The sequence below is a fragment of the Streptomyces sp. NPDC085481 genome, from assembly GCF_044541845.1.
GTDB lineage: Bacteria > Actinomycetota > Actinomycetes > Streptomycetales > Streptomycetaceae > Streptomyces.
Genome location: NZ_JBITTJ010000007.1, coordinates 196,149 through 218,851, shown reverse-complemented (window position 1 = coordinate 218,851; position 22,703 = coordinate 196,149). Strand labels below are relative to the sequence as shown.

Genomic DNA, 22,703 nt, shown 5'->3' with positions numbered 1-22,703 from the left:
CCGATGGCCGTCGAATACGCCTCACCACCCGAGGTGCAACGGATAGCTCAGGCGGGCTTCGAGCATCTCGCCCGGCTCGCCCCGTACAGCCTCCCCGCGGCGGCAGGGAAACTGCCCTCGCCCGAGACGGAGGTGACGCTCTCGATGCCGCACCAGGTGCATCACGTCGGGCTCGATCATCTTGTGGCCCGTAGGCCGCTCACGGCCTCGACGGTGACCGGCTGGCGCTACCTCGTCCTGGACGAGGACGCCGCCGTGGCGAGCAGCGAGGTGTCCGCCAGCACCGACGGCCGACCGCCCGCGTTGGAGCAGATCAACGTGGGACCTTACGTGCAGTCGACGGCATCGGCACTGCAGGAGCTCGCCGACGTCTCCGAGATCCGGTCGGGCAGGTACGAGCTGCACATGCTCAAGATCCCGGCACTGAGCACGTTCCTGCTGTGGCTGCGCCCGCTCGAGGAGAACGCCGACCTGTTCGTCGCGCTCGCGCCCGCACCCGAGTTCCTGGAGGCAGGGCACGTCTACCGCGAGGACCAGTTGCTGGACCTGCTGGAAGGCCCGGCGCAGCGGCGCCTGGAGTTCGACGACGCACCGCTCGGCGGATACGACACCGGGCAGTAGCGGGAGCACTGAGCGCTGCCCGTACGCTCCCCGTATGCGGATCGAACACCCGGTGCGGCCCGGGCTGCGGATGGAGTGCGCGGACGGCGGGCGGCTCGTCCTGACGCAGGGCGAGCGGCCGGTCCTGTTCGCGCGCCAGCGCGCCACGCACCGCGGGGTGCACTACGCGCGGACCGGGCGGTACGTCTCACCGCTGGCCCCGCTGCGCGCCGCCGAGGCCCGTGCCTTCGCCGAGTTCGCCCCGCCCGGCTCCGACGCGTGGACGGAGCGCTGGGCCGCGTACGCGGAGGCGGCGCTGCGCGGGGCCGCCGAGGGGCCGCTCCACGAGGGGGACTGGAACCTGGCCGTGGAGAGTCCGGGGTGGTTCGCGGACCGCAACTGGGCCAAGCACCTGGCCCACGACCCCGACCGGGGCCACCTCACCTGGTTCGGCTACGGCGACCCGGACGAGGACGCACGCGACCTGCTGCCGCTGCGGGCCCTTTCCGACCCCGGCGCTCCCCGGGTGAAGGCGTACCGCCGCCAGTACCACGAGGGAGTGCTGCCGCCCGTACTGCTGTGGTGGATCAGCGGGCTGAACTCCCCCGTCGTGCTCGACGGGCACGACCGGCTGGTCGCCGCCCTCGCCGAGGGCGGCCGCCCGAGGGTTTTGCTGCTCTCCCGGGCGGTCGACTCCGCCTACGTGGCGCTCTGCGCGGCCCGCCCGGTCGAGGAGTACGAGCGGACGACGGCCGCCCTGGACGGCCCGCTGGCCGCCGTGCACGCCGCGGCGGCGAGCCGCCGGCTCGCCGAGGTCCTGCGGGCGATCGAACGGACCCCGGAGCGCACCCGGGCCTGGCCGCTCGGCGGCGGCGTGGCCGCCTGGGAGCGCGCTGCGGCGGCGCACGCACCGGGCTGGGCGCCGGCGCCGCTGCCGTGATCGCCCGGGGTCAGGCGGTGGCGGTGCGGGCCACCAGGATGAACTCGTTGTACGGGAACACCTTGCCCACCGACCGCGCGAACGGGAACGAGTAGGTGCGGTCGATGGTCAGGCCCACCTTCTGCGCGTGCCCCCGCAGGCCCTCGAAGTCCACGAAGCGCACGTGCGTGGCGTCGGTCTTGTAGCCGGCCTCCTGCGGCGTGATCAGGACCACCGAACCGCCCGGCTTCACCAGCGGCAGGTACTGCTCCAGGATCGTGTTCCCCAGCGACTCGTCCATGTGCTCCAGCACGTGGGCGCACAGCAGGCTGTCGAACGACCCCGGACCGCAGTCCGCCGCCTGCTCCAGCTCGTCCGGCGTGTACGCCGTCAGACCCCGCTCACGACACGTCGCCACCGACGTCTCGTTGTGGTCCACACCCACGCTGTCCGGCCCGCAGTTCAGCAGGTTCCGCCCGAGGCCACAGCCCACGTCCAGAACCCGGCCCAGACCCAGCCGCTTCAGATTCCACCGGTACGGAGCCTGGGTGGGCAGCAGCCTCTTGATCCCCGAGGTCTCCAGCCGCGCGAGCCGCTGGGTGTAGTCGGAGGATTCCGTGCCGGACATCGACGACCGCCTTCTGTTGCGTCTTGTGAACGGAAACGACAGCGTGGGGGGTTCACGGATCAGCGCATGCGGTGGCACGCGTGGAGGTGATCTGCGCCACTCCAGGCGATCCGTTCGGTCGAGGCTATGTCATCAAACGGAATCCGGTAAAGATCCGGACATCGTTCACGCGGGCATCCGTCGGCCGGCCATGAGAACGCGGTAGAGAAGCAGGGAGGTGGCGAGGCCGACCGCCCAGCCGTAGTCGGCCAACGGCGCGAGGAAGGGGATCAGTCCGTCCTCGGGGAAGGGCCCGGTGCCCGGGGCCGAGTGGGAGCCGCCGATCGCGAGGATCCCGCCCACCACGAAGGCGATCACGGCGGCCGGGTTCCAGCCGGAGCGGTACCAGTAGGGGCCGTCCGCGCGGTAGAGCCCCGCGAGGTCCAAGGCCGTGCGGCGCACCAGCCAGTAGTCGGCGATCAGGATGCCCGCGACGGTGCCGAGGAGGCCGCCGACGAGCCCGAGCCAGGTGAAGATGTACAGCTCGGGGGTGGCGGTGAGCTTCCACGGCATGATCAGCACGCCGACGACGCCCGTGGTCAGCGCGCCCGTGCGGAAGTTCACCAGCCTGGGGGCGAGGTTGGCGAGGTCGTACGCGGGTGACACGACGTTCGCCGCGATGTTCACGGAGATGGTCGCGACCAGGACGGTCACCAGGGCGAAGAGCAGGCCGAAGACGTTGTCCGTCCGGGCGGCGAGCGCCACCGGGTCCCAGACGGCCGCCCCGTACACGGCCTGCGAGCCGGAGGTGACGAGCACCGAGAGGAGCGCGAAGAGGGTCATGGTCGTGGGGAGCCCGAGCGTCTGTCCCCAGATCTGTGCGCGCTGTCCGGCGCCGAAGCGGGTGAAGTCAGGGATGTTCAGGCTCAGCGTCGCCCAGAAGGCGATCATGCCCATGAGGGCGGGGAAGAAGACGGGCCAGAAGTCGGCTCCCCAGCCCAGCCTGGACGGCTGATCGAGGAGGGGTCCGAGGCCGCCCGCCTTGACCGCGATCCAGACGAGCAGGACGAGCGCGCCGACGATGACGAAGGGCGCGGCCCAGTTCTCGAAGCGGCGCAGGGCGTCCATCCCCCGGTGGATGATGGCGAGCTCAAGCGCCCAGAAGAGGACGAAGCAGAGCCACAGGGTCCAGGGCTGGCCGCCGATCCTGGCGGCCCCGGCCCAGTCGCCGCCGAAGGCCTTGTCGAGCAGGACGAAGACGCCCTGGCCGCCGATCCAGGTCTGGATGCCGAACCAGGCGCAGGCCACTGCGGCCCGGATGAGGGCCGGCAGGTTGGCTCCGCGCAGCCCGAAGGAGGCGCGGGCGAGGACCGGGAAGGGGATGCCGTACTTGGGTCCCGCGTGGCCCGTGAGCAGCATCGGCAGCAGCACGACGACGTTGGCGAGGGCGATGGTGAGGACGGCCTGCTTCCAGTCCATGCCGAGCGCGACGAGGCCGGAGGCGAGCAGCCAGGAGGGGATGTTGTGGGCCATGCCGACCCAGAGGGCGGCGAAGTTGTACGTGGTCCAGCGGCGCTCGGTGACGGGGACCGGGAGCAGGTCGTCGTTGACGAAGCGGGGGTCGCCGGGGGCCGTGCCGGGCGCGAGCTCGACACGGCCCCCGGATATGGCGGGTCTGTCGGAGGGGGTGGTGGCGGTCATGTCGGTGTTCCCCTTCTGTGCGGAAGAGGTGCCGGGCCCGGGGGGAGACACCCCTTGGGGGTCAGGCGTTGAGCGCGGGGATGATCTCGGAGCCGTACGCGTCGATGGTGCCCTCGCGGTTGTCGTGCATGTTGTAGACCGCGAACTGGTCGACGCCGAGGTCCCGGAGGTGCCTCAGCTTCGCGATGTGTGCCTCGGCGGGGCCGAGGAGGCAGAAGCGGTCGACGATCTCGTCGGGGACGAACGCGGTGTCGGGGTTCCCGGAGCGGCCGTGGTGGCTGTAGTCGTAGCCGTGCCGGTCCTTGATGTACGCGGTGAGCTCGTCCGGGACCATGCCGGAGTGCTCGCCGTACTTGGCGACCAGGTCGGCGACGTGGTTGCCGACCATGCCGCCGAACCAGCGGCACTGCTCGCGGGCGTGGGCCAGGTCGTCGCCGACGTAGGCGGGCGCGGCGACGCAGATGGTGAGCGCGTCGGGGTCGCGTCCGGCGTCGGCGGCGGCCTGCCGGACCGCCTTGACCATCCACTCGGTGAGGAACGGGTCGGCGAGCTGGAGGATGAAGCCGTCGGCCTTCTGCCCGGCGAGGGCGAGGGCCTTCGGCCCGTAGGCGGCCATCCAGACGGGCAGCCTGCCCTTCCTGATCCAGGGGATCCGGACCGGGTTGCCGTCGACGAGCGCCTCGCGGCCCTCGGCGAGGTCGCGGATGACGTCGATGGCCTCGCCGAGCCGGGCCAGGGTGTTGGGCTTGCGGCCGGCGACGCGCATGGCGGAGTCGCCGCGGCCGATGCCGCAGACGGTCCGGTTGCCGTACATCTCGTTGAGGGTGGCGAAGGTGGAGGCGGTGACCTCCCATGTGCGGGTGCCCGGGTTGGTGACCATGGGGCCGACGTGCAGCTTCGTGGTGTGTTCGAGGATCTGGCTGTAGATGACGAAGGGTTCCTGCCACAGCACGGCGGAGTCGAAGGTCCAGCCGTAGCGGAATCCGTTGCGCTCCGCCCTGCGCATCAGGCCCACGACCTGCGAGGCGGGCGGGTCGGTCTGCAGGACGAGTCCGAAGTCCAAGGGGGCGGCCTCCTAGTTCAGGTACTGGCAGGTGGAGCGGGGTACGAAGCTGCCGTGGCCGGCCCGGCCCACGTACTTCCGCTGGTCGACGACGACCTCTCCGCGCGAGAGGACCGTCTCGACCTGTCCGGTGACCGTCTTCCCCTCGTACGCGGAGTAGTCGACGTTCATGTGGTGGGTGGCGGCGGAGAGCGTCTGGCGGGCGTGCGGGTCGTAGATGACGACGTCGGCGTCGGCGCCGGGGGCGAGCGTGCCCTTCTGGGGGTAGAGGCCGAACATCCGGGCGGGGGTGGCGCAGGCGATCTCGATCCAGCGGCGGCGGGAGATGTGCCCGTCGACGACCGCCTGGTGGAGCAGGTCCATGCGGTTCTCGACGCCGGGGAGCCCGTTGGGGATCTTGGAGAAGTCGCCGAGCCCGAGGTCCTTCTGGCCCTTGAAGCAGAAGGGGCAGTGGTCGGTGGAGACCACCTGGAGGTCGTTGGTGCGCAGGCCCCGCCAGAGCGCCTCCTGGTGCTCCTTCGGCCGGAGCGGGGTGCTGCACACGTACTTGGCGCCCTCGAAGCCGGGTTCGGCGAGGTTGTCGGTGGAGAGGAAGAGGTACTGCGGGCAGGTCTCGCCGAAGACGGGCAGCCCCTTGTCGCGGGCGGCGGCGAGCTCGGCGACGGCCTCCTCGGCGGAGACGTGCACGACGTAGAGGGGGCTGCCGGCGACCCGGGCCAGCTGGATGGCGCGGTGGGTGGCCTCGGCCTCCAGGAGGGCCTTGCGGACCTCCCCGTGGTAGCGGGGGTCGGTCTCGCCGCGGGCGAGGGCCTGCTCGACGAGGACGTCGATGGCGATGCCGTTCTCGGCGTGCATCATGATCAGCCCGCCGTTGACGGAGGCCCGCTGCATGGCGCGCAGGATCCTGCCGTCGTCGCTGTAGAAGACGCCCGGGTAGGCCATGAAGAGCTTGAAGGAGGTGATCCCCTCCTGGACGAGCTTGTCCATCTCCTTGAGGGAGTGCTCGTCGACGTCGGAAAGGATCATGTGGAAGGCGTAGTCGATCGCGCACTTGCCGTCGGCCTTGGCGTACCAGGCGTCCAGGCCCTCGCGCAGGGAGTGGCCGACGCTCTGGACGGCGAAGTCGACGATGGTGGTGGTGCCGCCCCAGGCGGCGGCGCGGGTACCTGTCTCGAAGGTGTCGGAGGCGGAGGTGCCGCCGAAGGGGAGCTCCATGTGCGTGTGGGCGTCGACGCCACCCGGGATGACGTAGCGGTCGGTGGCGTCGATGGTGTGCTCGGCGGTCCAGCCGGCGGCGATGTCGGAGCCGTGGGCGGCGAGGGCGGCGATCCGCCCGTCCTCGATCAGCACGTCGGCGTGGAGCTCGTCGGCGGCGGTGATCACCAGGCCGCCGCGGATGAGGGTACGGGTGCTCACGGGTCTCTCCCCGGGTGGGCGACTAGGCGACTAGAGGTTCCTCAGGGCCTGTTCGAGGATGGCGGCGCCCTCCTCGGCCTCGGCGACGGTGAGCGAGAGCGGGGGTGCGATGCGCACGGCGCTGGTGTTGTGGCCGCCGCCCTTGCCGATGAGCAGCCCGTTCGCGCGGGTGGCCTCCAGGAGGGCGGCGGCCGCGTCGGGGTCGGCGCGGTCGGTGCCCGGTTCGGCGAGTTCGACGCCGATCATCAGGCCGCGGCCGCGGACCTCCCGTACGGCGTCGACGCCGGCGGTGATGCCGCGCAGCCGCTCGATGAGGAGTCCGCCGACCCGGCGGGCGTTGCCCTGGAGGTCGTGTTCGAGGAGGTACGCGAGGTTGGCGAGCCCGGCGGCCATGGTGACGGGCGAACCGCCGAAGGTGGAGATGGAGTTGGCGTCCAGGCAGTTCATGATCTCGGCGCGGGCGACGACTCCGCCGATGGACATGCCGTTGCCGATGCCCTTGGCGAAGGTGAGCATGTCGGGCGGTCCGGCCTGGCCGTGCGCCTGCCAGCCCCAGAAGTGCTCGCCGGTGCGGCCCCAGCCGGTCTGCACCTCGTCGGCGATCCACAGGATGCCGTGCCGGTCGAGGACCCGGCGGAAGGCGGCGTACAGGCCGTCGGGCGGGGAGGTGAAGCCGCCGACGCCCTGGATGGGCTCTGCGATGAGGGCGGCGACGTCGCGGGTGTGGCCGAGGAGGTCTTCGAGGTCGGCGACGCAGGCGTCGATGAACCGCTCGTCGGTGTACTGGGCGTAGGGGCCTCGGGTGCGGACGCCGCCGTGCACGTACAGGGTCTGGAGCGGGGAGAGGCCGGTGGGCGACCAGGCGCGGTTGCCGGTGATGCCGACGGTGGAGAAGGAGCGGCCGTGGTAGCTGTTGCGCATCGCCAGGATCTGGTTGGAGCGGCGGTACGCGGTGGCGAGGAGGAGCGCGGTGTCGTTGGCCTCGGTGCCGGAGGTGGTGAAGAAGACACGGGCGTCGGGGATGCCGGAGAGGTTCGCGATCCGCTCGGCGAGCTCCACCATGGGGCGGTTGAGGTAGAGGGTGGAGGAGTGGATGATCCGCCCGGCCTGGTCGGAGATGGCCTTGGTGACCTCGGGGAGGGCGTGGGCGGTCATCGTGGTGAGGATGCCGCCGAAGAAGTCGAGGTAGCGGTTGCCGTCGGCGTCCCAGACGTGGCGGCCCTCGCCGTGGGTGAGCTCCAGGGGGTCCTTGTAGTAGAGCGCGACCCAGTCGGGGATGACGGCGCGGTGGCGGTCGTAGAGGCTGCTCACGGCTGCACCAGCCCGTCGTACGCGTCGGGACGGCGGTCCCGGTAGAAGGCCCACTGCTGGCGGACCTGCTCGATGAGCCCGAAGTCGAGGTCGCGGACGAGGAGTTCCTCGGCCTTGTCGGAGGCGACTTCGCCGACGAAGCGGCCGCGGGGGTCGACGAAGTAGCTGGTGCCGTAGAAGTCGTTGTCGCCGTACTCCTCGACGCCGACGCGGTTGATGGCGGCGACGAAGTACTCGTTGGCGACGGCGGCGGCGGGCTGTTCGAGCTGCCAGAGGTAGGAGGAGAGACCGCGGTGCGTGGCCGACGGGTTGTATACCAACTGGGCGCCGTTGAGCCCGAGTTGACGCCAGCCCTCGGGGAAGTGACGGTCGTAGCAGATGTAGACGCCGACCTTGCCGACGGCGGTGTCGAAGACCGGCCAGCCGGCGTTGCCCGGGCGGAAGTAGTACTTCTCCCAGAAGCCCTTGACCTGGGGGATGTGGTGCTTGCGGTACTTGCCGAGGTAGCTGCCGTCGGCGTCGATGACGGCGGCGGTGTTGTAGTAGAAGCCGGCGCCCTCGATCTCGAAGACGGGCACGACGATCACCATCCCGGTCTCCCGGGCGAGCTCCTGCATCCTGCGCACGGTGGGCCCGTCGGGCACGGGCTCGGCCCAGCGGTAGTGCTCGGGCTCCTGCACCTGGCAGAAGTACGGGGCGTTGAACACCTCCTGGAACCCGATGACCTTCGCGCCCTGCCGGGCCGCCTCGCGGGCGTACTCCTCATGCTTGGCGATCATGGATTCGGTGTCGCCGGTCCAGGTCGCCTGGACGAGCGCGGCGCGTACGACGTCGGTCATGAGCTGCTCCTTCGGCACGGCGTCAGAGAGCCTCTACGCACGTAGACGCGATGCGTAGGAGGAGAACGTAAGCCCCGTCACAGCCCGGAGCAAGACCGCCGCCGGGAAGCAGCGGAGTCGATCATGTTTCATACCCGAGTGGTCCACGTCGGACACGTACCGACACGTCCCGGTCGGTACGTGTCCGCGCGGATGCCCGAGCTCAGGCCAGGTGCTCGTCGCGTACGCCTCCATCGCCGCGCGCCGGTGCACCGCGAGGCCCGGGGGTGGTCGCGTCGCAGGCGGCGCTCCACCGTCCGCCGGTTCACATCGTTCCGGCGACGCGCAGGGCGTGCAGCAGATCGCGTTCACGGGCCGGGGAGACGGCGCGGGCGGCTGCCAGGACCTGCGGTGCGAGGGCCGGCGGGTCGAGTGCCGTGAGGCGGGCGGCGTCCTCGGGAGTGCGGGCCCGGACGAAGGCGGTGAGCAGGGCCTGGGCCTCGGCGTGGTGGCCCTCGGCGTGCAGGGCCGCGCAGGCGCCGGCCAGCTCCTCCACCGGCCGGGCGACGCCCTGCCGCAGCAGCTGGTCGCAGTCGTGCGGGCGGCCCGCGTCGGCGAGGGCTCCCGCGACGGCGGCCAGCCGGGCCGGGGGCAGGGAGGCGGCCTCCCACAGCAGGGTGGTCCAGTCGGCGGCGAGTCCGGCGCGGTGCAGCTCGGCGGCGAGCGCGGGCAGCCAGGAGGCCGGCCCCGCGAGGGCCTCGCACAGCAGACCGTGAGCCTCGCCGCTACGGCCCTGGGCGCGCAGCCGCCGGAGCGCGTAGACGGCGTTGCCGGCGGCGCGGGCGGCCTGTTCGGGGTCTATGGCGGGAGCGGGTACGGGCGCGGGTGCGGCTTCGGCCGGGGCGCCCCCGAACCGCGCCCCACGCGGCGCCGCCCCACCGACCGGCAGGTCCGGCACGACCTGCGCCTGGTCCACCGGGACGGGTGCGGCCTGCACCGGATCCGCCGGGTCGTCGAGCCACGCGTACCGCGCACCACGTGGGCGCCGCTTGGCGGCGGGCTGCGGGCGGGGCGCCCGGCGCGGCTGCCGGAGCCGTTCCAGTCGCGCCGTGAGCTCCACGACCCTCGCCCGGGCCCGGGCGAGGTCGTCGCGCGCCCAGGCCAGATCGGTGGCGACGCCTTGCGTGTCGGGGCCCTCGCTCAGTTCGCGGATCCGGGTCTCGGCGTAGTGGGCTTCGTGCGCCATCAGCTCCCGGCGCTCGACGAGGGCCGCCGCCCCGCCGGGCCCGCGGTCGTGGGCGGTCGCCGCGGCTTCGTGCAGGGCTCTGCCCCGTACGCCCCGAGGTCCGTCGGGCGGCTCCCCGAGGTCCTGGAGCAACGACTCGACGACGTCCCAGGGCAGGATCTCCCTACCGTCGAAGCAGGCGCGCAACCCCTCCGGGTCACGAGCGGCGAAGACCCCGTACCAGCCCCGGCCCGGTACGAGCCGACCGGCCACCTCACTGAGCCAGCCCGCGAACGCCGAGACCTCTGCCGGAAGTTGATGCACCGTCATACCACTGCCTTTCGGTCCACCGGCATTGGACCGCAGTCGTGTTACGGGACGGCTACGCAGAGTTTTCGAGGAGGGGTGTCAGAACGTGACGACGATGCCCGTGTGGGGGCGCTTGCCGAGGCGGGCCATCGTCGCGGGCCAGTCGACCGCCCAGTACTGCCACGTGTACTTGCGGGAGAGCAGCTTGCGCACCCGGCGCAGCTCCTCCCCCGTCACCAGCCGGGCCGTGCCCTCCACCCGGACGGCGTCGTCGGCCACGTTCCCGCGCATGTCGCAGACGGCGGCCGCGACCCGCGGGTCGCGGCGCAGTCGCTTGACCTTCCAGGAGTCGGTGCGGGTCCAGGCGTACAGCGCGTCGTCGTCGACCGCGTACCAGACGGGGGTGGCGACCCCCGTGCCGTCCTTGCGGAAGGTGGTCAGGCTGACGTAGCGGCCGCGCCGCAGCTCCTCGGGCATCATGCCCGCGAGACTACGCCGCCGTCCGTGTCGTACGACTCCCGCGCGTCGGCGATCTCGGGGGTGTGGGCGCGGGCCCAGGCGCAGGCGGTGTCGAGGGGGTCGAGCAGCGAGCGGCCGAGGGCGGTGAGGGCGTACTCGACGCGGGGCGGGTTCTCGTCGTGGACGGTCCGGGAGACGAAGCCGTTGCGTTCCATGGAGCGCAGGGTCTCGGTGAGCACCTTGGGGGTGATCCAGTGGAGCGGTACGCGCAGTTCGGTGAAGCGGCGCGGCCGGCCGTCCTCCAGGCAACGCAGCACCACGGCGGTCCACTTGCCGCCGACGCGGATCGGCTGGGCGTGCTCGGAGCAGTCGGGGTCGTGGAACAGGTCGCGGGGCAGCGGGCGCGTGTCGAGCTCGGTCATACCGTCGAAACTAGCCCACCCGGGCGCCGATCGGGGGCCCGGTACCGTTGAAGTAACCGGGCACCCCCGTCCTACGGTTCCCGCCATGAGCAACGACACGAACGACATCATCATCTTCGGCGCCGGCGGACGGGTCGGCCGGGCGACCGTGACGGAGGCGGTGGCCCGTGGCCACCGGGTGACCGCGGTGGTCCGCGACCCCGCCAAGTACCGTGACCTGGAAGGGGATTCGGTCACCGTGGTACGGGGTGACGTCACCGACCCCGTCTCGGTGAGCGCCCTCGCGGCGGGGCACGCGGCGGCCGTGAACACCTCGGTGCGCCTGGACGTCCCCTCCGAGGAATACTTCACCGCGGCCGCGAAGGCGCTCGTCGCGGGACTGCCGGCGGCGGGGGTGCGCAGGCTCGTGACGGTGGGGATCGGGGCGACGCTGGAGACGGCGCCGGGCGTACGAGTGATGGACGCGCCCGAGTTCCCGGAGCAGTTCCGGACCTTCTCCCAGGGACACGTGGCCGAGTTCGACCTGCTGACGGCCGATGCGGGCCCGGAGCTCGACTGGCTGATGGTGGTGCCGCCGCTGGACCTGAACCAGGAGGCGCCGGTTACCGGGGGCTACCGGACTGCCGTCGGCACGGTCCTCGACGGCCCGGGCCGGATCGCCCACCCGGACTTCGCCCGCGCGATCCTGGACGAGATCGACCGCCCGCTGCACAGCCGAGTGCAGCTCGCGGTGTCCGTCTAGGGCCTGCCCGGGACGACCGGACCGGGCTTCCTCTCCCCCTCCCGCAGCTAAGCCGCGGCCGCGACGAAGGCGCAGCGGGTCACCAGTTCGTCCATCGACAGGCCGAGTACCCGGGCGAGCGCGGCGACCGTGAAGAAGGCGGGGGTCGGGGCCCGGCCGGTCTCGATCTTGCGGAGGGTCTCGGCGGAGAGGCCGGCCGAGGCGGCGATCTCCGCCATCGAGCGGGGGCCGCGCGCCTCGCGCAGCAGCGCGCCGAGGCGTTCGCCGCGCTCGCGCTCTTCGGGGGTCAGGGGAGTACGCACCATGAACGCCATTCTAATACCGGTATAGTAATTGGCATGGTGGAGATCAAGACCGACGCGACGTTGCTGGCCATGCGCGAGTCCGGCCGGGTGGTGGCCCAGGCCCTGGCGGCCGTACGGGACAAGGCGGCACCCGGGATGACGCTCGTCGAACTCGACGGGGTGGCACGGGAGGTGCTGGCCGAGGCCCGGGCGGGGTCGCCGTTCCTGGGGTACCACCCCGACTGGGCGCCGGTGCCCTTCCCGGCCGTGGTCTGTCTGTCCGTGAACGACGCGATCGTGCACGGCGTTCCGGGCACCACCCGGCTCGCCGACGGCGACCTGCTGAGCGTGGACTGCGGGGCGGTGCTCGGCGGCTGGGTCGGGGACGCGGCGGTCAGCTTCACGGTCGGCCGGGCGCGCCCGGAGGACACCCGGCTGATCGACACGGCGTACGAGGCTCTGGAGGCCGGGATCGCCGCGGCCGTGGTCGGCAACCGCGTCGGCGACATCGCGCACGCGATCGGCCGGGTCTGCCGGCGGGCCGGGTACGGCATCCCGGACGGGCTCGGCGGCCACGGCGTGGGCCGCTCGATGCACGAGGACCCGGGCATCCCCAACGAGGGACGCCCGGGCCGGGGCATGCCGCTGCGGCACGGCATGGTGATCGCGATCGAGCCCATGCTGACCGGCGGCGGCAGCGACGACCACTACACGGCGCGGGACGGCTGGACGATCCGTACGGTCGACGGCTCGCGCGCGGCCCACACCGAGCACACCGTGGCGATCACGGACGAGGGCCCGCGCGTCCTGACGGCCCTCTAGGGTGCGTCTCGCCGCCACGCCCGGGCTCGCGGCTCCGGCCTGATCGGCGAGACACCCTCAAGGGTCCACTCGGCAAAGACCTACGGCGTCGCCCTGACCACCATCGCCGAGCCCCCGCCCCTGCGCACCGGCTCGGCGGCGGCCAGCCAGCGGCCGTCCGGGAGGCGCTGGACGCCGGTCGCCGCGCCGATCTCCGGGTTCTGCCGGAAGCCGTGGCCGATCGCCTCCAGTTCGGCCTTCAACGGGCTGTTCCACAGGCCCGGTTCGAGCTCCGTGGTGGCCTGGTTGCGCTGGCTGGCGCGGGGCGCGGCGATGGCGTCGACCAGCGGAAGCCCGCGGTCCACGACCCCGGTGAGGGTCTGCAGGACGGTGGTGATGATGGTGGCGCCGCCCGGTGAGCCGAGGGCGAGCACCGGCCGGCCGGTCTCGTCGAGCACGATCGTCGGGGAGATCGACGAGCGCGGGCGCTTGCCCGGGCCGGGCAGGTTGGGGTCGTGCACGGCCGGGTTGGCCGGGGCGAAGGAGAAGTCGGTCAGCTCGTTGTTGAGCAGGAAGCCGCGGCCGGGGACGGTGATGCCGCTGCCGCCCGTGGACTCGATGGTGAGGGTGTAGGCGACGACGTTGCCCCACTTGTCGGCGACCGTCAGATGGGTGGTGTTCTCGCCCTCGTACGTCGTCGGGGCGGCCGTGCCGCCGCTCGCGCACGCCGCCGGCTTGCGGGGGTCGCCGGGCGCGAGGGGGCTGGCCAGGGCGGCGTCGTCGCGGATCAGGCAGGCCCGGGAGTCGGCGTACCGCTGGGAGAGCAGGCCGCGGGCCGGTACGTCCTCGAAGGCCGGGTCGCCGACCCAGCGGCCGCGGTCGGCGAAGGCGATCCGGCTGGCCTCGATGAAGCGGTGCAGGTAGCGGACCTGGGAGGCGTGGGCGAGGTCGGTGCCCTCCAGGATGTTGAGCGCCTCGCCGACGCTGGTGCCGCCGGAGGAGGACGGGGCCATGGAGTAGACGTCGAGTCCGCGGTACGAGACCTTCGTCGGCCGGCGCTGGATCGTCTCGTACGAGGCCAGGTCGCGTTCCGTGAGGTCGCCGGAGCGGACGACCCGGGTGGCGCCGGGGCGGACCGGGGGTCGCCGGACGGTGTTGACGATGTCGCGGGCGAGCGGGCCGCGGTAGAGGGCGCCGACGCCCTCCCGGCCCAGTTTCCCGTACGTACGGGCGAGGTCGGGGTTCTTGAAGGTCGAGCCGACGACCGGCAACTGCCCGCCGGGCAGGAAGAGTTCGGAGGTGGCGGGGAAGTCGCGGAAGCGGGCCTCGTTGGCGGCGGTCTGGGCGCGGAAGGTGGCGTCGACGGTGAAGCCGTCGCGGGCCAGCCGCTCGGCCGGTTCCAGGAGCTTGCGCAGCGGCTTGCTGCCCCACTCGTCGAGGGCGGTCGCCCAGGTCGCGGGGGTGCCGGGGGTGCCGACCCCGCGCCCGCTGGTCATGCCCTCCTCGAAGGGGATGGGCGTGTCGTTCTCCACGAAGAGGTTCGCGTCGGCGGACGCCGGGGCGGTCTCGCGGCCGTCGACCGTGTGGACCGTACGGGTCCTGGCGTCGAAGTAGACGAAATAGCCGCCTCCGCCGATGCCGGACGAGTACGGCTCGGTGACGCCGAGGGCCGCCGCGACGGCGACGGCGGCGTCGACGGCGTTGCCGCCCTTGCGCAGCACCTCGATGCCGGCGGCGGAGGCGTCCGCGTCGACGCTGGAGACGGCCCCGCCCCAGCCGGTGGCCACGGGCACCTTGGCCGGCGGTGAGCCGTGCGGCGCGGCCGCCGGCGGGGCCGCGGCGCCCACCGAGAGGACCGTCGCGGCGACGGTGAGAACCGACAAGCTCCGTGCGGTGGGACGCCGCATCCGAGACTGCATCCGTACCTCCAGTCAACGACCGTCCGCGCAGCGTAACTTCTGTCCGCACCTCCCGTCAGGACCGCGTCTCGAACAGTCGACCGGTCGCCCGCTACCATGCGCGCCCATGAACGAAGACCTGCGCAACATCGTGCTGGGCGTGCTCGCCACCGGGGTCAGCGGCTCCCTCGGCTGGCTGACCCGCACCCATCTCTGGCGACGGAGGCTCCGCAGGAAGCAGGCGTTCTTCGGGCTGCCCGGCCACTCCGAGTGCATGCTCGTGGTCAACCGGGAGGCGGGCGGCGACGGGGCGGTGCACCGCTTCGACGTGTTCGCGCTGCTCGAACTGTCCGCCCTGATCAAGGACTGCGGGGCGCACGCGCAGATCGTCCAGCACGACCTGGCCCAGCTCGGCTTCGGCGACCGGACGGAATTCTGCGTCGGCGGCCCCGGGTCGAACCGCCGGATGGGGGCTCACCTGTCCAGCCTGCTGCCGGGGCTGACGATGAGCGTGGAGCGGGAGCCGGTCGAGGAACGGGGTGCGATACGGATCGGCGCCGATCGCTACCGGATGGACCCGGGCGTCTGCGAGTACGTGCTGCTCGCCCGGGTCACCGCCGGCGAGGGCGGCCGGCCCGTCTTCCTCTTCTGCGGGCAGCGGGCCATCACTAACCAGGCCGCGACCCGCTATCTGGCCCGGCACCACGAGCGGCTCGCCCGCAGCTACCGGGGCGGCTCCTTCGTGCTGCTGCTCAAGGTGGTCAACTCGCAGGCGTACGGCCCCGATGTCGTCGAGCTGGTGGCCGACGTGACCCGGCAGGCCCTGACGGCCGCGGTCACCCCCGCCAGTCCATCCGCAGGGGCAGCGACTTGATGCCGTTGATGAAGTTGGAGACGAGCCGGCGGGGCGGGCCCGCCACCTCGATGTCGTCGCACGCCGCACGCATCTCCTCGTACAGGAGCCGGAGTTGGAGCCGGGCGAAGTGTGCGCCGAGGCAGACGTGCGGGCCGTCGCCGAAGGAGACGTGCGGGTTGGGGGTGCGGCCGAGGTCGAGCCGGAGCGGATCGGCGAAGACCCGCTCGTCGTAGTTGGCGGAGGCGTGGAAGACGACCACCTTGTCGCCTTCGGCGATGCTGCGGCCGGCCAGCTCGGTGTCCCGGGTCGCGGTGCGCCGGAAGGAGAGCACGGGCGGGTGGAAGCGCAGGAGTTCGTCAGCCGCCGTGGCCACGGAGACCTCTCCCCGCCACAACCGGGCCCGCTCGTCGGGGTGTCCGGCGAGCGCGAGCAGGCCGCCGGGGGCGGCGCTGCGGACGGTGTCGTTGCCCGCGACGGTCAGCAGGAAGAAGAACATCTCCAGCTCGGCGTCGCGGAGTTCACAGGAGGCGAGGACCGTCATGACGTCGTCGGCGGGGTGGGCGCGCTTGTGGGCGGCGAGCTCCCGGGCGTAGTCGAACATCTCGGCGAGCATGGCCGGTGAGCGCGGGTTGACCGGCCGCCCCTCGGCGTCGAGGACGGGCGGCTCGTCGGGGTCCTGGTAGGCGATGACCCGCTCGGTCCAGCTGTGGAGCAGGGTCCGGTCGCTCGCGGGCACGCCGAGCAGGTCGGTGAGGTTGAGCAGCGCGTAGTCGTCGGTGACGGCCCGTACGAGGTCGGCCTCGCACCCCGACTCCCGTGCCGCGCACACCAGTTCGGCGGCCCGCCGACGCGCGGTCTCGGCGAACCGCTCGATCCTCCCCGGCGTGAAGGCACGGCTGACGAGCCGCCGCAGCCGTCCGTGGTGAGGAGGGTCCTGGTTGAGCATCATCCGCCGGATGAACGGCAGGTCGGCGGGGGCGGGGTCACGGATCTGGGTGGCGCCGAGGTACGAGGAGTAGGCGCCGGAGTCCTTGAGCACCCGTACGACGTCGGCGTGCCGGGTCACCGCCCAGAACCCGGGGCCGGCGGGCCAGCCGAGGACCTCGGACTCCCGCTGGCGGGCGACGGGGTGGTGGTCGCGCAGGGTGCGGAAGCGGTCGTGCGGGATGCCGGCCGCGTAGGTCCGCGGATCGAAGACGTCGGGTACCTCGCCCGTGTTCCCCACCGTCCCTCCCATCGGGGTGAAGACGTCTCCATCATGACAGGTCAGAGGCGGTTTTCGTAGGACGGAACGCACAGTTCGCGAGCCTTGTCCGGCCCTTGCCCCGGCTCCCAGAATCTCCGTCATGGATCACTCGGGGATCAGGGGGAGCATGGAGAACGTCGATCAGGACGCGGTGCTGCGGGCGCGGACGTTGCTGCTGGGATCCGCGCGACTGAGCACTCGTCAGGAGGTCGAGGCGTACCGCGTGCTCGCGCAGGTGAGCCCGCGGGCCTATCTGCCGAAGCTGGCGGAAGCGCTGGTGTCGCACGGCTACGACGCGAGCGCGGAGGTGAGGCTGGCGCTGCACGCCGAGGCGGCGGAGGCCGCGCGGCGCATCGATCCGGACGCGCCGAACCGGACGAAGCAGCTGCACCGGGCCCTGGAGGCCTACGAGCACTCGCTGTTCCGGGCCGGGCTGCGGGCGGAGGGCCGCGCGGTGTGCGAGGAGATGGCGGAGGCGGGGCGGTACGGCTTCGAGCGGGGGCAGGTGGAGAGCCGCTGGTACGGCCACGGGCGGCTGGCCACGGTGCTGGCCGAGGAGGGGCGCCATCGCGAGGCGGCGGAGATGCACGGACGGATGGTCCGGTCCGCGGGTGCGGGCGTCGCCGACTGGAACGTGATCGAGTGGGCGGCCGAACTCGGCGCCGCCGGACTGCACGAGGAGGCCGTGGCCGCGTTCGCCCTGGTCGTGGACGACCGCCGGCGCGAGGCGACGGAGGACCGCACCCCGCTCGGCTCCCTGGCCTGGGACCTCGTCCACCACACCCGGCTCCTGGAGACCGCCGGGCGCGGGGCGGAGGCCGCGGCGACCCGGCGGGAGACGCTGGAGCTGCTCGCCCGGCTCGCGCGGACCGGCGAGTCCAGGAGCTGGAGCAACATCCTCGCCTGGTGGGCCACCCTGTTCGTCCTGTCGGGGCGCCCGGCGGAGCCGGCCCCCTCCCCCGACGCCCCGGTGCCGCCTTTCGGCACGGAAAGCCACCAGTGGTCGCCCGACACGAGGCAGGCCTACTTCGACGCCGTCCCCGCCCTCGAAGCCGAGGCCGCCCGGCTCTCCCGGGCCGGACGGCTCGCCGAGCTGTGCGCCGTCCACCGCAGACTGACGCTGCGTTCGGCACTCCGGGCCGCACGCCGCTCCTACCTGATCGAGGAGCCCCTGCGCCCCCTCTTCGACGAAGGCGTCGCCCTGGCCCGCCGGCTGCCCGGCGGTCATCCCGCACTCCCCCAGGCCCTCACCGACCGTGCCATGTTCCTCGTCGCCGCCGAGCGGTACGGCGAGGCGTACGCCGACTTCGCGGAAGCCGTCCCACTTCTCGACGGCCCCGCGCCGCCCGTATCGGTCATCTCACATCCGACATCCCGGAAATAGTCCACATGTACGGAACCATCTCCGGTCGCCGGGGCTCTCTCCACCCGTAAGAGATCACCACCGGAGGTCGTTCCCGTGAGCCGCATACCCGTGCCCGCCCTGCTCGTCACCACCGCCCTGGCCCTCACGCTCGGGGCGTGCTCCGGCGGGCCGGACGGGCCGCCGGCGCCGCGCAGGAGGCGCCGCGGACGCGGATCTCGGTGAACCTGACCGGGGAGCGGGCCGAGGCCGGCGCCCCGGTCGTCGTCACGCTCACGGAGGGGCCGCGGCTGCAGCAGGTGACGGTGACGGACGACGAGGGCGGGACCCTGGCCGGCAAGGTCGCCGCGGACGGGAAGAGCTGGAGCTCGCAGCGGCCTGCCGCGCCGGGGACCTCGTACGCGGTCGAGGCGCGTGACGCCGACGGCGGGAGCGCGAAGGCGGCGTTCACGACCGCCAAGCCGGACAGGGTCAACAAGCTGACGCTCGCCCCCGGGAAGCACACCACGGTCGGCATCGCGCAGCCGCTGTCGATCGTCTTCGACCACCCGGTGAAGGACAAGGCCGCGGTGGAGAGGCAGCTGAAGGTCACCACCTCGGACGACACCCGGGGTTCCTGGGGGTGGATGCAGGACTGGTCAGGCAAGGACCGGGTCGACTGGCGACCGAAGGAGTACTGGAAGCCGGGGACCAGGGTCACCCTGGACGCGGCGCTGAACGGCGTCGACTCGGGTTCCGGCGGCTGGTTCGTGCGCGACTACACGACGACGTTCACGATCGGCCGCGTCCAGGTCGTCAAGGTCGACCTGGACGGCCACCGCCTGAAGCTGCTGCGGGACGGACAGGTGGTGAAGGACCTGCCCATGTCGGCCGGCACACCCGGCGGCGAGAAGGCGTCGTGGCGGGGCAGGACCGTACTCATGACCAAAGAGGGAACGATCAACATGCGGTCCGAGACCGTCGGACTCGGTGACGCCTACGACAAGATGGTCGACTACTCGATGCGGCTGACCTGGTCCGGCATGTACGCCCATGCCGCGCCCTGGAACGCCGCCTATTTCGGCAGCGCCAACAAGAGCTCGGGCTGCATCGGGATGAGCGACGCGAACGCCAGGGCCGTGTACGACCTGGTGCAGGTCGGGGACCCGTTCGAGATCACGGGGTTGGACGCCAAGGGGACGCAGGCCCTGAACAACGGCTACGGCGAGTGGAACCTCTCCTGGGCCGAGTGGCGGGCGAAGAGCGCACTCGCGGACCACTAATCGTTACCCTCGCGTAACTTACCGACCAGTTACCTCAGGTAAGTCCCTGCGGTTACCGTCGGGTCACTTTCACTGTCCCCACCAGTGACACGAGTAGGAGTGACCCGTGCGCACACCTCTGGTCCTGGCCGTCTCCGCCGCCCTGGTGGCCGGGACGGCCCTCGGGCTCGCCCCCGCCGCCCACGCCGCCGAGCCCGGCGTCCGTTTCGTCGACATCGCCGGAGACGGCGGCACGATCCTCAAGGCCAACGTCGTCACCCCCGCCGGAGCCGACGACTCGAGCCGCTACCCCGTGATCGTGCTCCCCACCAGCTGGGCGATGCCGCAGATCGAGTACCTCGCACAGGCCAGGAAGCTCGCCGACTCCGGCTATGTCGTGGTCGGTTACAACTCGCGCGGCTTCTGGCAGTCCGGCGGGGAGATCGAGACCGCCGGACCGAAGGACATCGCCGACGCCTCCAAGGTCATCGACTGGACCCTCGCCAACACTCCGGCCGACCCGGCCAAGGTCGGTATGGCGGGCGTGAGTTACGGAGCCGGCATCAGTCTCCTCGCCGCCGCGCACGACAAGCGGATCAAGGCCGTCGCCGCGCTCAGCGGCTGGGCCGACCTCATCGACTCCATCTACAGCGGCCGCACCCAGCACCTCCAGGCCGCCGCCCTGCTCGGCGGCGCCGGCTACCTCACCGGGCGACCCGGACCCGAACTGCGGCAGATCCTGGGCGACTTCCTCTCCTCCAACCTCGACAAGGAGGACGAGATGATCGCCTGGGGCCGCGAGCGGTCCGCGGCGACCTACCTCGACGCGATCAACGCCAACCGCCCGGCGATCATGCTCGGCAACGCGTGGGGCGACACCATCTTCCCGCCCAACCAGTTCGCGAGCTTCTACGAGAAGCTCACCGGCCCCAAGCGCCTGGAGTTCCGCCCCGGCGACCACGCCACCGCCGAGGCCACCGGCCTGCTCGGGCTGCCCAACGACACCTGGACCAGCGCCCATCGCTGGTTCGACCACTACCTGAAGGGCGCCGACAACGGCGTCGACCGCGAGCAGCCGGTCCGGCTCAAGCCGCGCTCCGACGCCGGCTACGAGGGCTACCCGGACTGGAAGTCGGTGGGCGCGAACCAGCGCAAGTTCCTGCTCGGCGACTCCGAACACCTGTGGGCGAACGTCGACTCGGGCGCCAACGGCGGCATCGTCATGCTGTCCAACCTGCTCGACCAGTTCCTCCAGACCCCGCCCGTCGCCTCGATCCCGCTCCTCCCCCGCGCCTTCGCCGGCGTGTGGCAGTCCGAGCGGTACAGCACCCCGCAGCGGGTGCGCGGCACCGCCCGGCTGCACACCACGCTCACGCCCACCGCGGAGAGCGGCACCTTCGTCGCGTACCTCTACGACGTGGGCCCCCTGGGCCTGGGCAAGCTGGTCAGCAACGCGCCGTACACCTTCCACGACAAGACTCCCGGAAAGCCGTTCGCCGTCGACCTGGACCTGTTCTCCACGGCCTACGACGTGCCGGCCGGGCACCGGCTCGCCCTGGTCGTCGACACGGTCGACCCGCTGTACATCGAGCACAACCCGACCGGCGCGCAGCTGACCTTCTCCTCCCCCGCGGCCGACCCCAGTTACGTGTCGGTACCGCTGCGGGCGGAGTGATCACCGGCTGCTGCCGGGCGGGCAGGGCCCGTGCGGGGGCTACTCCCGGCCCGGCAGCGGCGTGACCGGTTCCCAGGTGGGCGAGTCGGCCGGGGTGAAGCCCGACGGGACCGGGTGGACGGGGAGCTGGACGGGTTGTGGACCCTTGACGGGCGGGCTGCCCTCCTTGCGGCAGCCGCCGAGGGTGAGGAGGGGGGCGAGCGCGGCGAGGGTTCGGTTCGTACGCTGCATGGTTCCCGACCGGTCAGTGCGTGAGGATCTTGGACAGGAAGTCCTTGGTCAGCGCAAACTATCCATCCCGGAAAGGGACTTCACGCCCGACACGCATGAAACCGCAATAAGCCGTATTTACTGCAGAAGAGTCGGCGGAGGTGCGGGGAAGGGATCAGAACTCGGCGGCCTCCGCGTAGATCTGGGAGAGCTCGGGCGAGCCGGTCACGGCCCAGTCGAGACCGGCCTCGACCACGTTGATCTCGCGCCCCGAGGGCAGCAGGACCACCGGCTGGCCGTCCGGCCGGAGGTGCCAGCCGGCCCCGGGCACGGTGCGCACCAGGACCGTGCCGAGATAGAGCCCGGCGTCGTTGCCGACCCAGGGCAGCTCCTCCGAGTCGTCACGCCAGCGCGGCGTGAGCTGGTCGAGCGCCGCGAGGGAGCGGGGCGAGTCGTCGAGCCGCACTCCGGCCTCCTGGGCACGGGCGCGCAGCAGCTCGCACTCGGCGAGCAGTTCGGCCGCCCCCTCCGGGTCACGGTCGAAGGCCGAGACCAGAGGGGATCGTCCCGCATCATGCTTCTTGCGCCAGTTGTCCAGGAAAGGAATGTTCATCCGAACAGCGTCGCACCGCACCCTGGCGGGGCACCACCCGGCGCGCGGAGGCCGGCGGGCATCGGCCGGGGCGCGCCCTACACGTCGAGGTCGACCACGACCGGAGCGTGGTCGGACGCGCCCTTGCCCTTGCGCTCCTCGCGGTCCACGTAGCTGTCCTTCACCGCGTCGGCGAAGGCCTTGTTCCCGTAGACCAGGTCGATGCGCATGCCGCGGTTCTTCGGGAAGCACAGCTGGCGGTAGTCCCAGTAGGTGAAGGGGTGGTCGTACTTCAGCGGGCGCGGGACCACGTCGCTCAGGCCTGCCTCGCGCAGCCCGGCGAGGGCGGCCCGCTCCGGCTCGGTGACATGAGTGGCGCCCTCGAAGGCCGCGATGTCCCAGACGTCGTCGTCGGCCGGGGCGATGTTGTAGTCGCCGAGCACCGCGAAGGGGCGCGCGGCGGCAGCGTCGTCGGCGACGGCCGCCTTCAGGGCCTCGAGCCAGCGCAGCTTGTACGCGTAGTGCTCGTGGACGACCTCGCGGCCGTTCGGCACGTAGACGGACCAGACGCGAACCGGGCCGCAGGTCGCGGAGATCGCCCGCGGCTCCTGCACCGCCTCGTAGTCGGGGCCGCCGGGCAGCCCCATGACGACCTCGTCGAGGCCGACCCGGGAGACCAGGGCGACCCCGTTCCACCGGCCGGTGGCGTTGACCACCGACTCGTACCCCAGCTCGCGCAGCTCCTCGGTGGGGAACTGCTCGACGGTGCACTTGGTCTCCTGGATGCACAGCACGTCGGTGCCGGTGCTCTCCAGCCAGGCCAGCAGCCGGGGCAGTCGGGCCGTGATCGAATTGACGTTCCAGGTGGCGATGCGCATGAGCGCAAGCCTAACGGCGGGGTGTGACAGCCACCGGATTCCGGCTCACCGGCCGGCTCCCGGCTCC

At 72.0% G+C, this 22,703-nt stretch carries 22 protein-coding genes and 1 pseudogene; 8 read left to right on the top strand and 15 right to left on the bottom strand.

The features are described 5' to 3' along the window. Positions 1–3: 3 nt before the first annotated feature. Both ACIGEZ_RS17520 and ACIGEZ_RS17515 read left to right on the top strand, forming a co-directional pair. A complete protein-coding gene (locus ACIGEZ_RS17520) occupies positions 4–621 on the top strand; it encodes a hypothetical protein (protein WP_399831846.1) in 618 nt (205 codons plus the stop codon). Between the two features lie 34 nt (positions 622–655). After that, positions 656–1,540: a hypothetical protein gene (locus ACIGEZ_RS17515; protein WP_399831844.1), complete on the top strand. Its 885-nt coding sequence runs from the start codon at positions 656–658 to the stop codon at positions 1,538–1,540. Between the two features lie 10 nt (positions 1,541–1,550). On the opposite strand, the gene ACIGEZ_RS17510 is transcribed toward ACIGEZ_RS17515, so the two are convergent. The 9 genes from ACIGEZ_RS17510 to ACIGEZ_RS17470 form a co-directional block, all read right to left on the bottom strand. Next, positions 1,551–2,147 carry a class I SAM-dependent methyltransferase gene (locus ACIGEZ_RS17510; RefSeq protein WP_399831842.1) on the bottom strand — a complete coding sequence of 199 codons (597 nt, stop codon included), beginning with the start codon at positions 2,145–2,147 and terminating at the stop codon, positions 1,551–1,553. A 165-nt stretch (positions 2,148–2,312) separates the two neighbouring features. Further along, positions 2,313–3,827, bottom strand: coding sequence for an NCS1 family nucleobase:cation symporter-1 (locus ACIGEZ_RS17505; RefSeq protein WP_399831840.1), 1,515 nt, complete (start codon positions 3,825–3,827; stop codon positions 2,313–2,315). A 61-nt stretch (positions 3,828–3,888) separates the two neighbouring features. After that, on the bottom strand, positions 3,889–4,890 hold the full coding sequence (locus ACIGEZ_RS17500; protein WP_399831838.1) for a TIGR03842 family LLM class F420-dependent oxidoreductase: 1,002 nt from the start codon (positions 4,888–4,890) through the stop codon (positions 3,889–3,891). A 12-nt stretch (positions 4,891–4,902) separates the two neighbouring features. Next, positions 4,903–6,306 carry a dihydropyrimidinase gene (gene hydA, locus ACIGEZ_RS17495; RefSeq protein ID WP_399831836.1) on the bottom strand — a complete coding sequence of 468 codons (1,404 nt, stop codon included), beginning with the start codon at positions 6,304–6,306 and terminating at the stop codon, positions 4,903–4,905. Positions 6,307–6,336: 30 nt separating this feature from the next. Next, positions 6,337–7,617: an aspartate aminotransferase family protein gene (locus ACIGEZ_RS17490; protein WP_399831834.1), complete on the bottom strand. Its 1,281-nt coding sequence runs from the start codon at positions 7,615–7,617 to the stop codon at positions 6,337–6,339. Next, positions 7,614–8,456, bottom strand: a complete 843-nt coding sequence (locus tag ACIGEZ_RS17485; RefSeq protein WP_399831832.1) for a nitrilase-related carbon-nitrogen hydrolase — start codon at positions 8,454–8,456, stop codon at positions 7,614–7,616. The genes ACIGEZ_RS17490 and ACIGEZ_RS17485 overlap by 4 nt, the downstream gene beginning before the upstream one ends. Positions 8,457–8,760: 304 nt before the next feature. Continuing rightward, complete coding sequence (locus tag ACIGEZ_RS17480; protein WP_399831830.1) at positions 8,761–9,990, bottom strand: UL36 very large tegument protein; 1,230 nt, start codon at positions 9,988–9,990, stop codon at positions 8,761–8,763. 78 nt (positions 9,991–10,068) lie between these two features. After that, positions 10,069–10,449, bottom strand: coding sequence for a PPOX class F420-dependent oxidoreductase (locus tag ACIGEZ_RS17475; RefSeq protein WP_399831828.1), 381 nt, complete (start codon positions 10,447–10,449; stop codon positions 10,069–10,071). Next, positions 10,446–10,850: a winged helix-turn-helix transcriptional regulator gene (locus ACIGEZ_RS17470; protein ID WP_399831825.1), complete on the bottom strand. Its 405-nt coding sequence runs from the start codon at positions 10,848–10,850 to the stop codon at positions 10,446–10,448. The genes ACIGEZ_RS17475 and ACIGEZ_RS17470 overlap by 4 nt, the downstream gene beginning before the upstream one ends. An 85-nt stretch (positions 10,851–10,935) precedes the next feature. On the opposite strand from ACIGEZ_RS17470, the gene ACIGEZ_RS17465 reads away from it, so the two are divergent. Next, a complete protein-coding gene (locus ACIGEZ_RS17465; RefSeq protein ID WP_399831823.1) occupies positions 10,936–11,592 on the top strand; it encodes an NAD(P)-dependent oxidoreductase in 657 nt (218 codons plus the stop codon). 47 nt (positions 11,593–11,639) lie between these two features. On the opposite strand, the gene ACIGEZ_RS17460 is transcribed toward ACIGEZ_RS17465, so the two are convergent. Next, entirely contained in the window at positions 11,640–11,897 is a 258-nt protein-coding gene (locus ACIGEZ_RS17460) for a helix-turn-helix domain-containing protein (protein WP_399831821.1), read from the bottom strand. Positions 11,898–11,930: 33 nt separating this feature from the next. Here ACIGEZ_RS17460 and map point away from each other — a divergent pair, with 33 nt between their 5' ends. After that, positions 11,931–12,698 carry a type I methionyl aminopeptidase gene (gene map / locus ACIGEZ_RS17455; RefSeq protein WP_399831819.1) on the top strand — a complete coding sequence of 256 codons (768 nt, stop codon included), beginning with the start codon at positions 11,931–11,933 and terminating at the stop codon, positions 12,696–12,698. An 80-nt stretch (positions 12,699–12,778) separates the two neighbouring features. On the opposite strand, the gene ggt is transcribed toward map, so the two are convergent. Beyond that, positions 12,779–14,584: a gamma-glutamyltransferase gene (gene ggt / locus ACIGEZ_RS17450; RefSeq protein ID WP_399831817.1), complete on the bottom strand. Its 1,806-nt coding sequence runs from the start codon at positions 14,582–14,584 to the stop codon at positions 12,779–12,781. Positions 14,585–14,702: 118 nt separating this feature from the next. On the opposite strand from ggt, the gene ACIGEZ_RS17445 reads away from it, so the two are divergent. Next, on the top strand, positions 14,703–15,449 hold the full coding sequence (locus ACIGEZ_RS17445; RefSeq protein WP_399831815.1) for a hypothetical protein: 747 nt from the start codon (positions 14,703–14,705) through the stop codon (positions 15,447–15,449). Here the strand turns inward: ACIGEZ_RS17445 and ACIGEZ_RS17440 are convergent. Beyond that, positions 15,412–16,668 carry a cytochrome P450 gene (locus tag ACIGEZ_RS17440; protein ID WP_399831813.1) on the bottom strand — a complete coding sequence of 419 codons (1,257 nt, stop codon included), beginning with the start codon at positions 16,666–16,668 and terminating at the stop codon, positions 15,412–15,414. The two genes, ACIGEZ_RS17445 and ACIGEZ_RS17440, sit on opposite strands and share 38 nt — an antisense overlap. 136 nt (positions 16,669–16,804) lie before the next feature. On the opposite strand from ACIGEZ_RS17440, the gene ACIGEZ_RS17435 reads away from it, so the two are divergent. From ACIGEZ_RS17435 to ACIGEZ_RS17425, 3 genes and pseudogenes are all read left to right on the top strand, one after another. Next, on the top strand, positions 16,805–18,061 hold the full coding sequence (locus ACIGEZ_RS17435; RefSeq protein WP_399831811.1) for a hypothetical protein: 1,257 nt from the start codon (positions 16,805–16,807) through the stop codon (positions 18,059–18,061). A gap of 75 nt (positions 18,062–18,136) precedes the next feature. Continuing rightward, a pseudogene (locus ACIGEZ_RS17430) lies at positions 18,137–19,302 on the top strand (Ig-like domain-containing protein). A 106-nt stretch (positions 19,303–19,408) separates the two neighbouring features. Beyond that, the gene (locus ACIGEZ_RS17425; protein ID WP_399831809.1) at positions 19,409–20,956 is read left to right on the top strand and encodes an alpha/beta fold hydrolase; all 1,548 of its coding nucleotides are present in this window, start codon (positions 19,409–19,411) and stop codon (positions 20,954–20,956) included. Between the two features lie 39 nt (positions 20,957–20,995). On the opposite strand, the gene ACIGEZ_RS17420 is transcribed toward ACIGEZ_RS17425, so the two are convergent. From ACIGEZ_RS17420 to ACIGEZ_RS17410, 3 genes are all read right to left on the bottom strand, one after another. Beyond that, entirely contained in the window at positions 20,996–21,187 is a 192-nt protein-coding gene (locus ACIGEZ_RS17420) for a hypothetical protein (RefSeq protein WP_399831807.1), read from the bottom strand. 154 nt (positions 21,188–21,341) lie between these two features. Next, positions 21,342–21,779 carry a DUF6278 family protein gene (locus ACIGEZ_RS17415; protein WP_399831805.1) on the bottom strand — a complete coding sequence of 146 codons (438 nt, stop codon included), beginning with the start codon at positions 21,777–21,779 and terminating at the stop codon, positions 21,342–21,344. Positions 21,780–21,856: 77 nt separating this feature from the next. Next, on the bottom strand, positions 21,857–22,636 hold the full coding sequence (locus tag ACIGEZ_RS17410; RefSeq protein WP_399831803.1) for an exodeoxyribonuclease III: 780 nt from the start codon (positions 22,634–22,636) through the stop codon (positions 21,857–21,859). Positions 22,637–22,703: the final 67 nt, after the last annotated feature.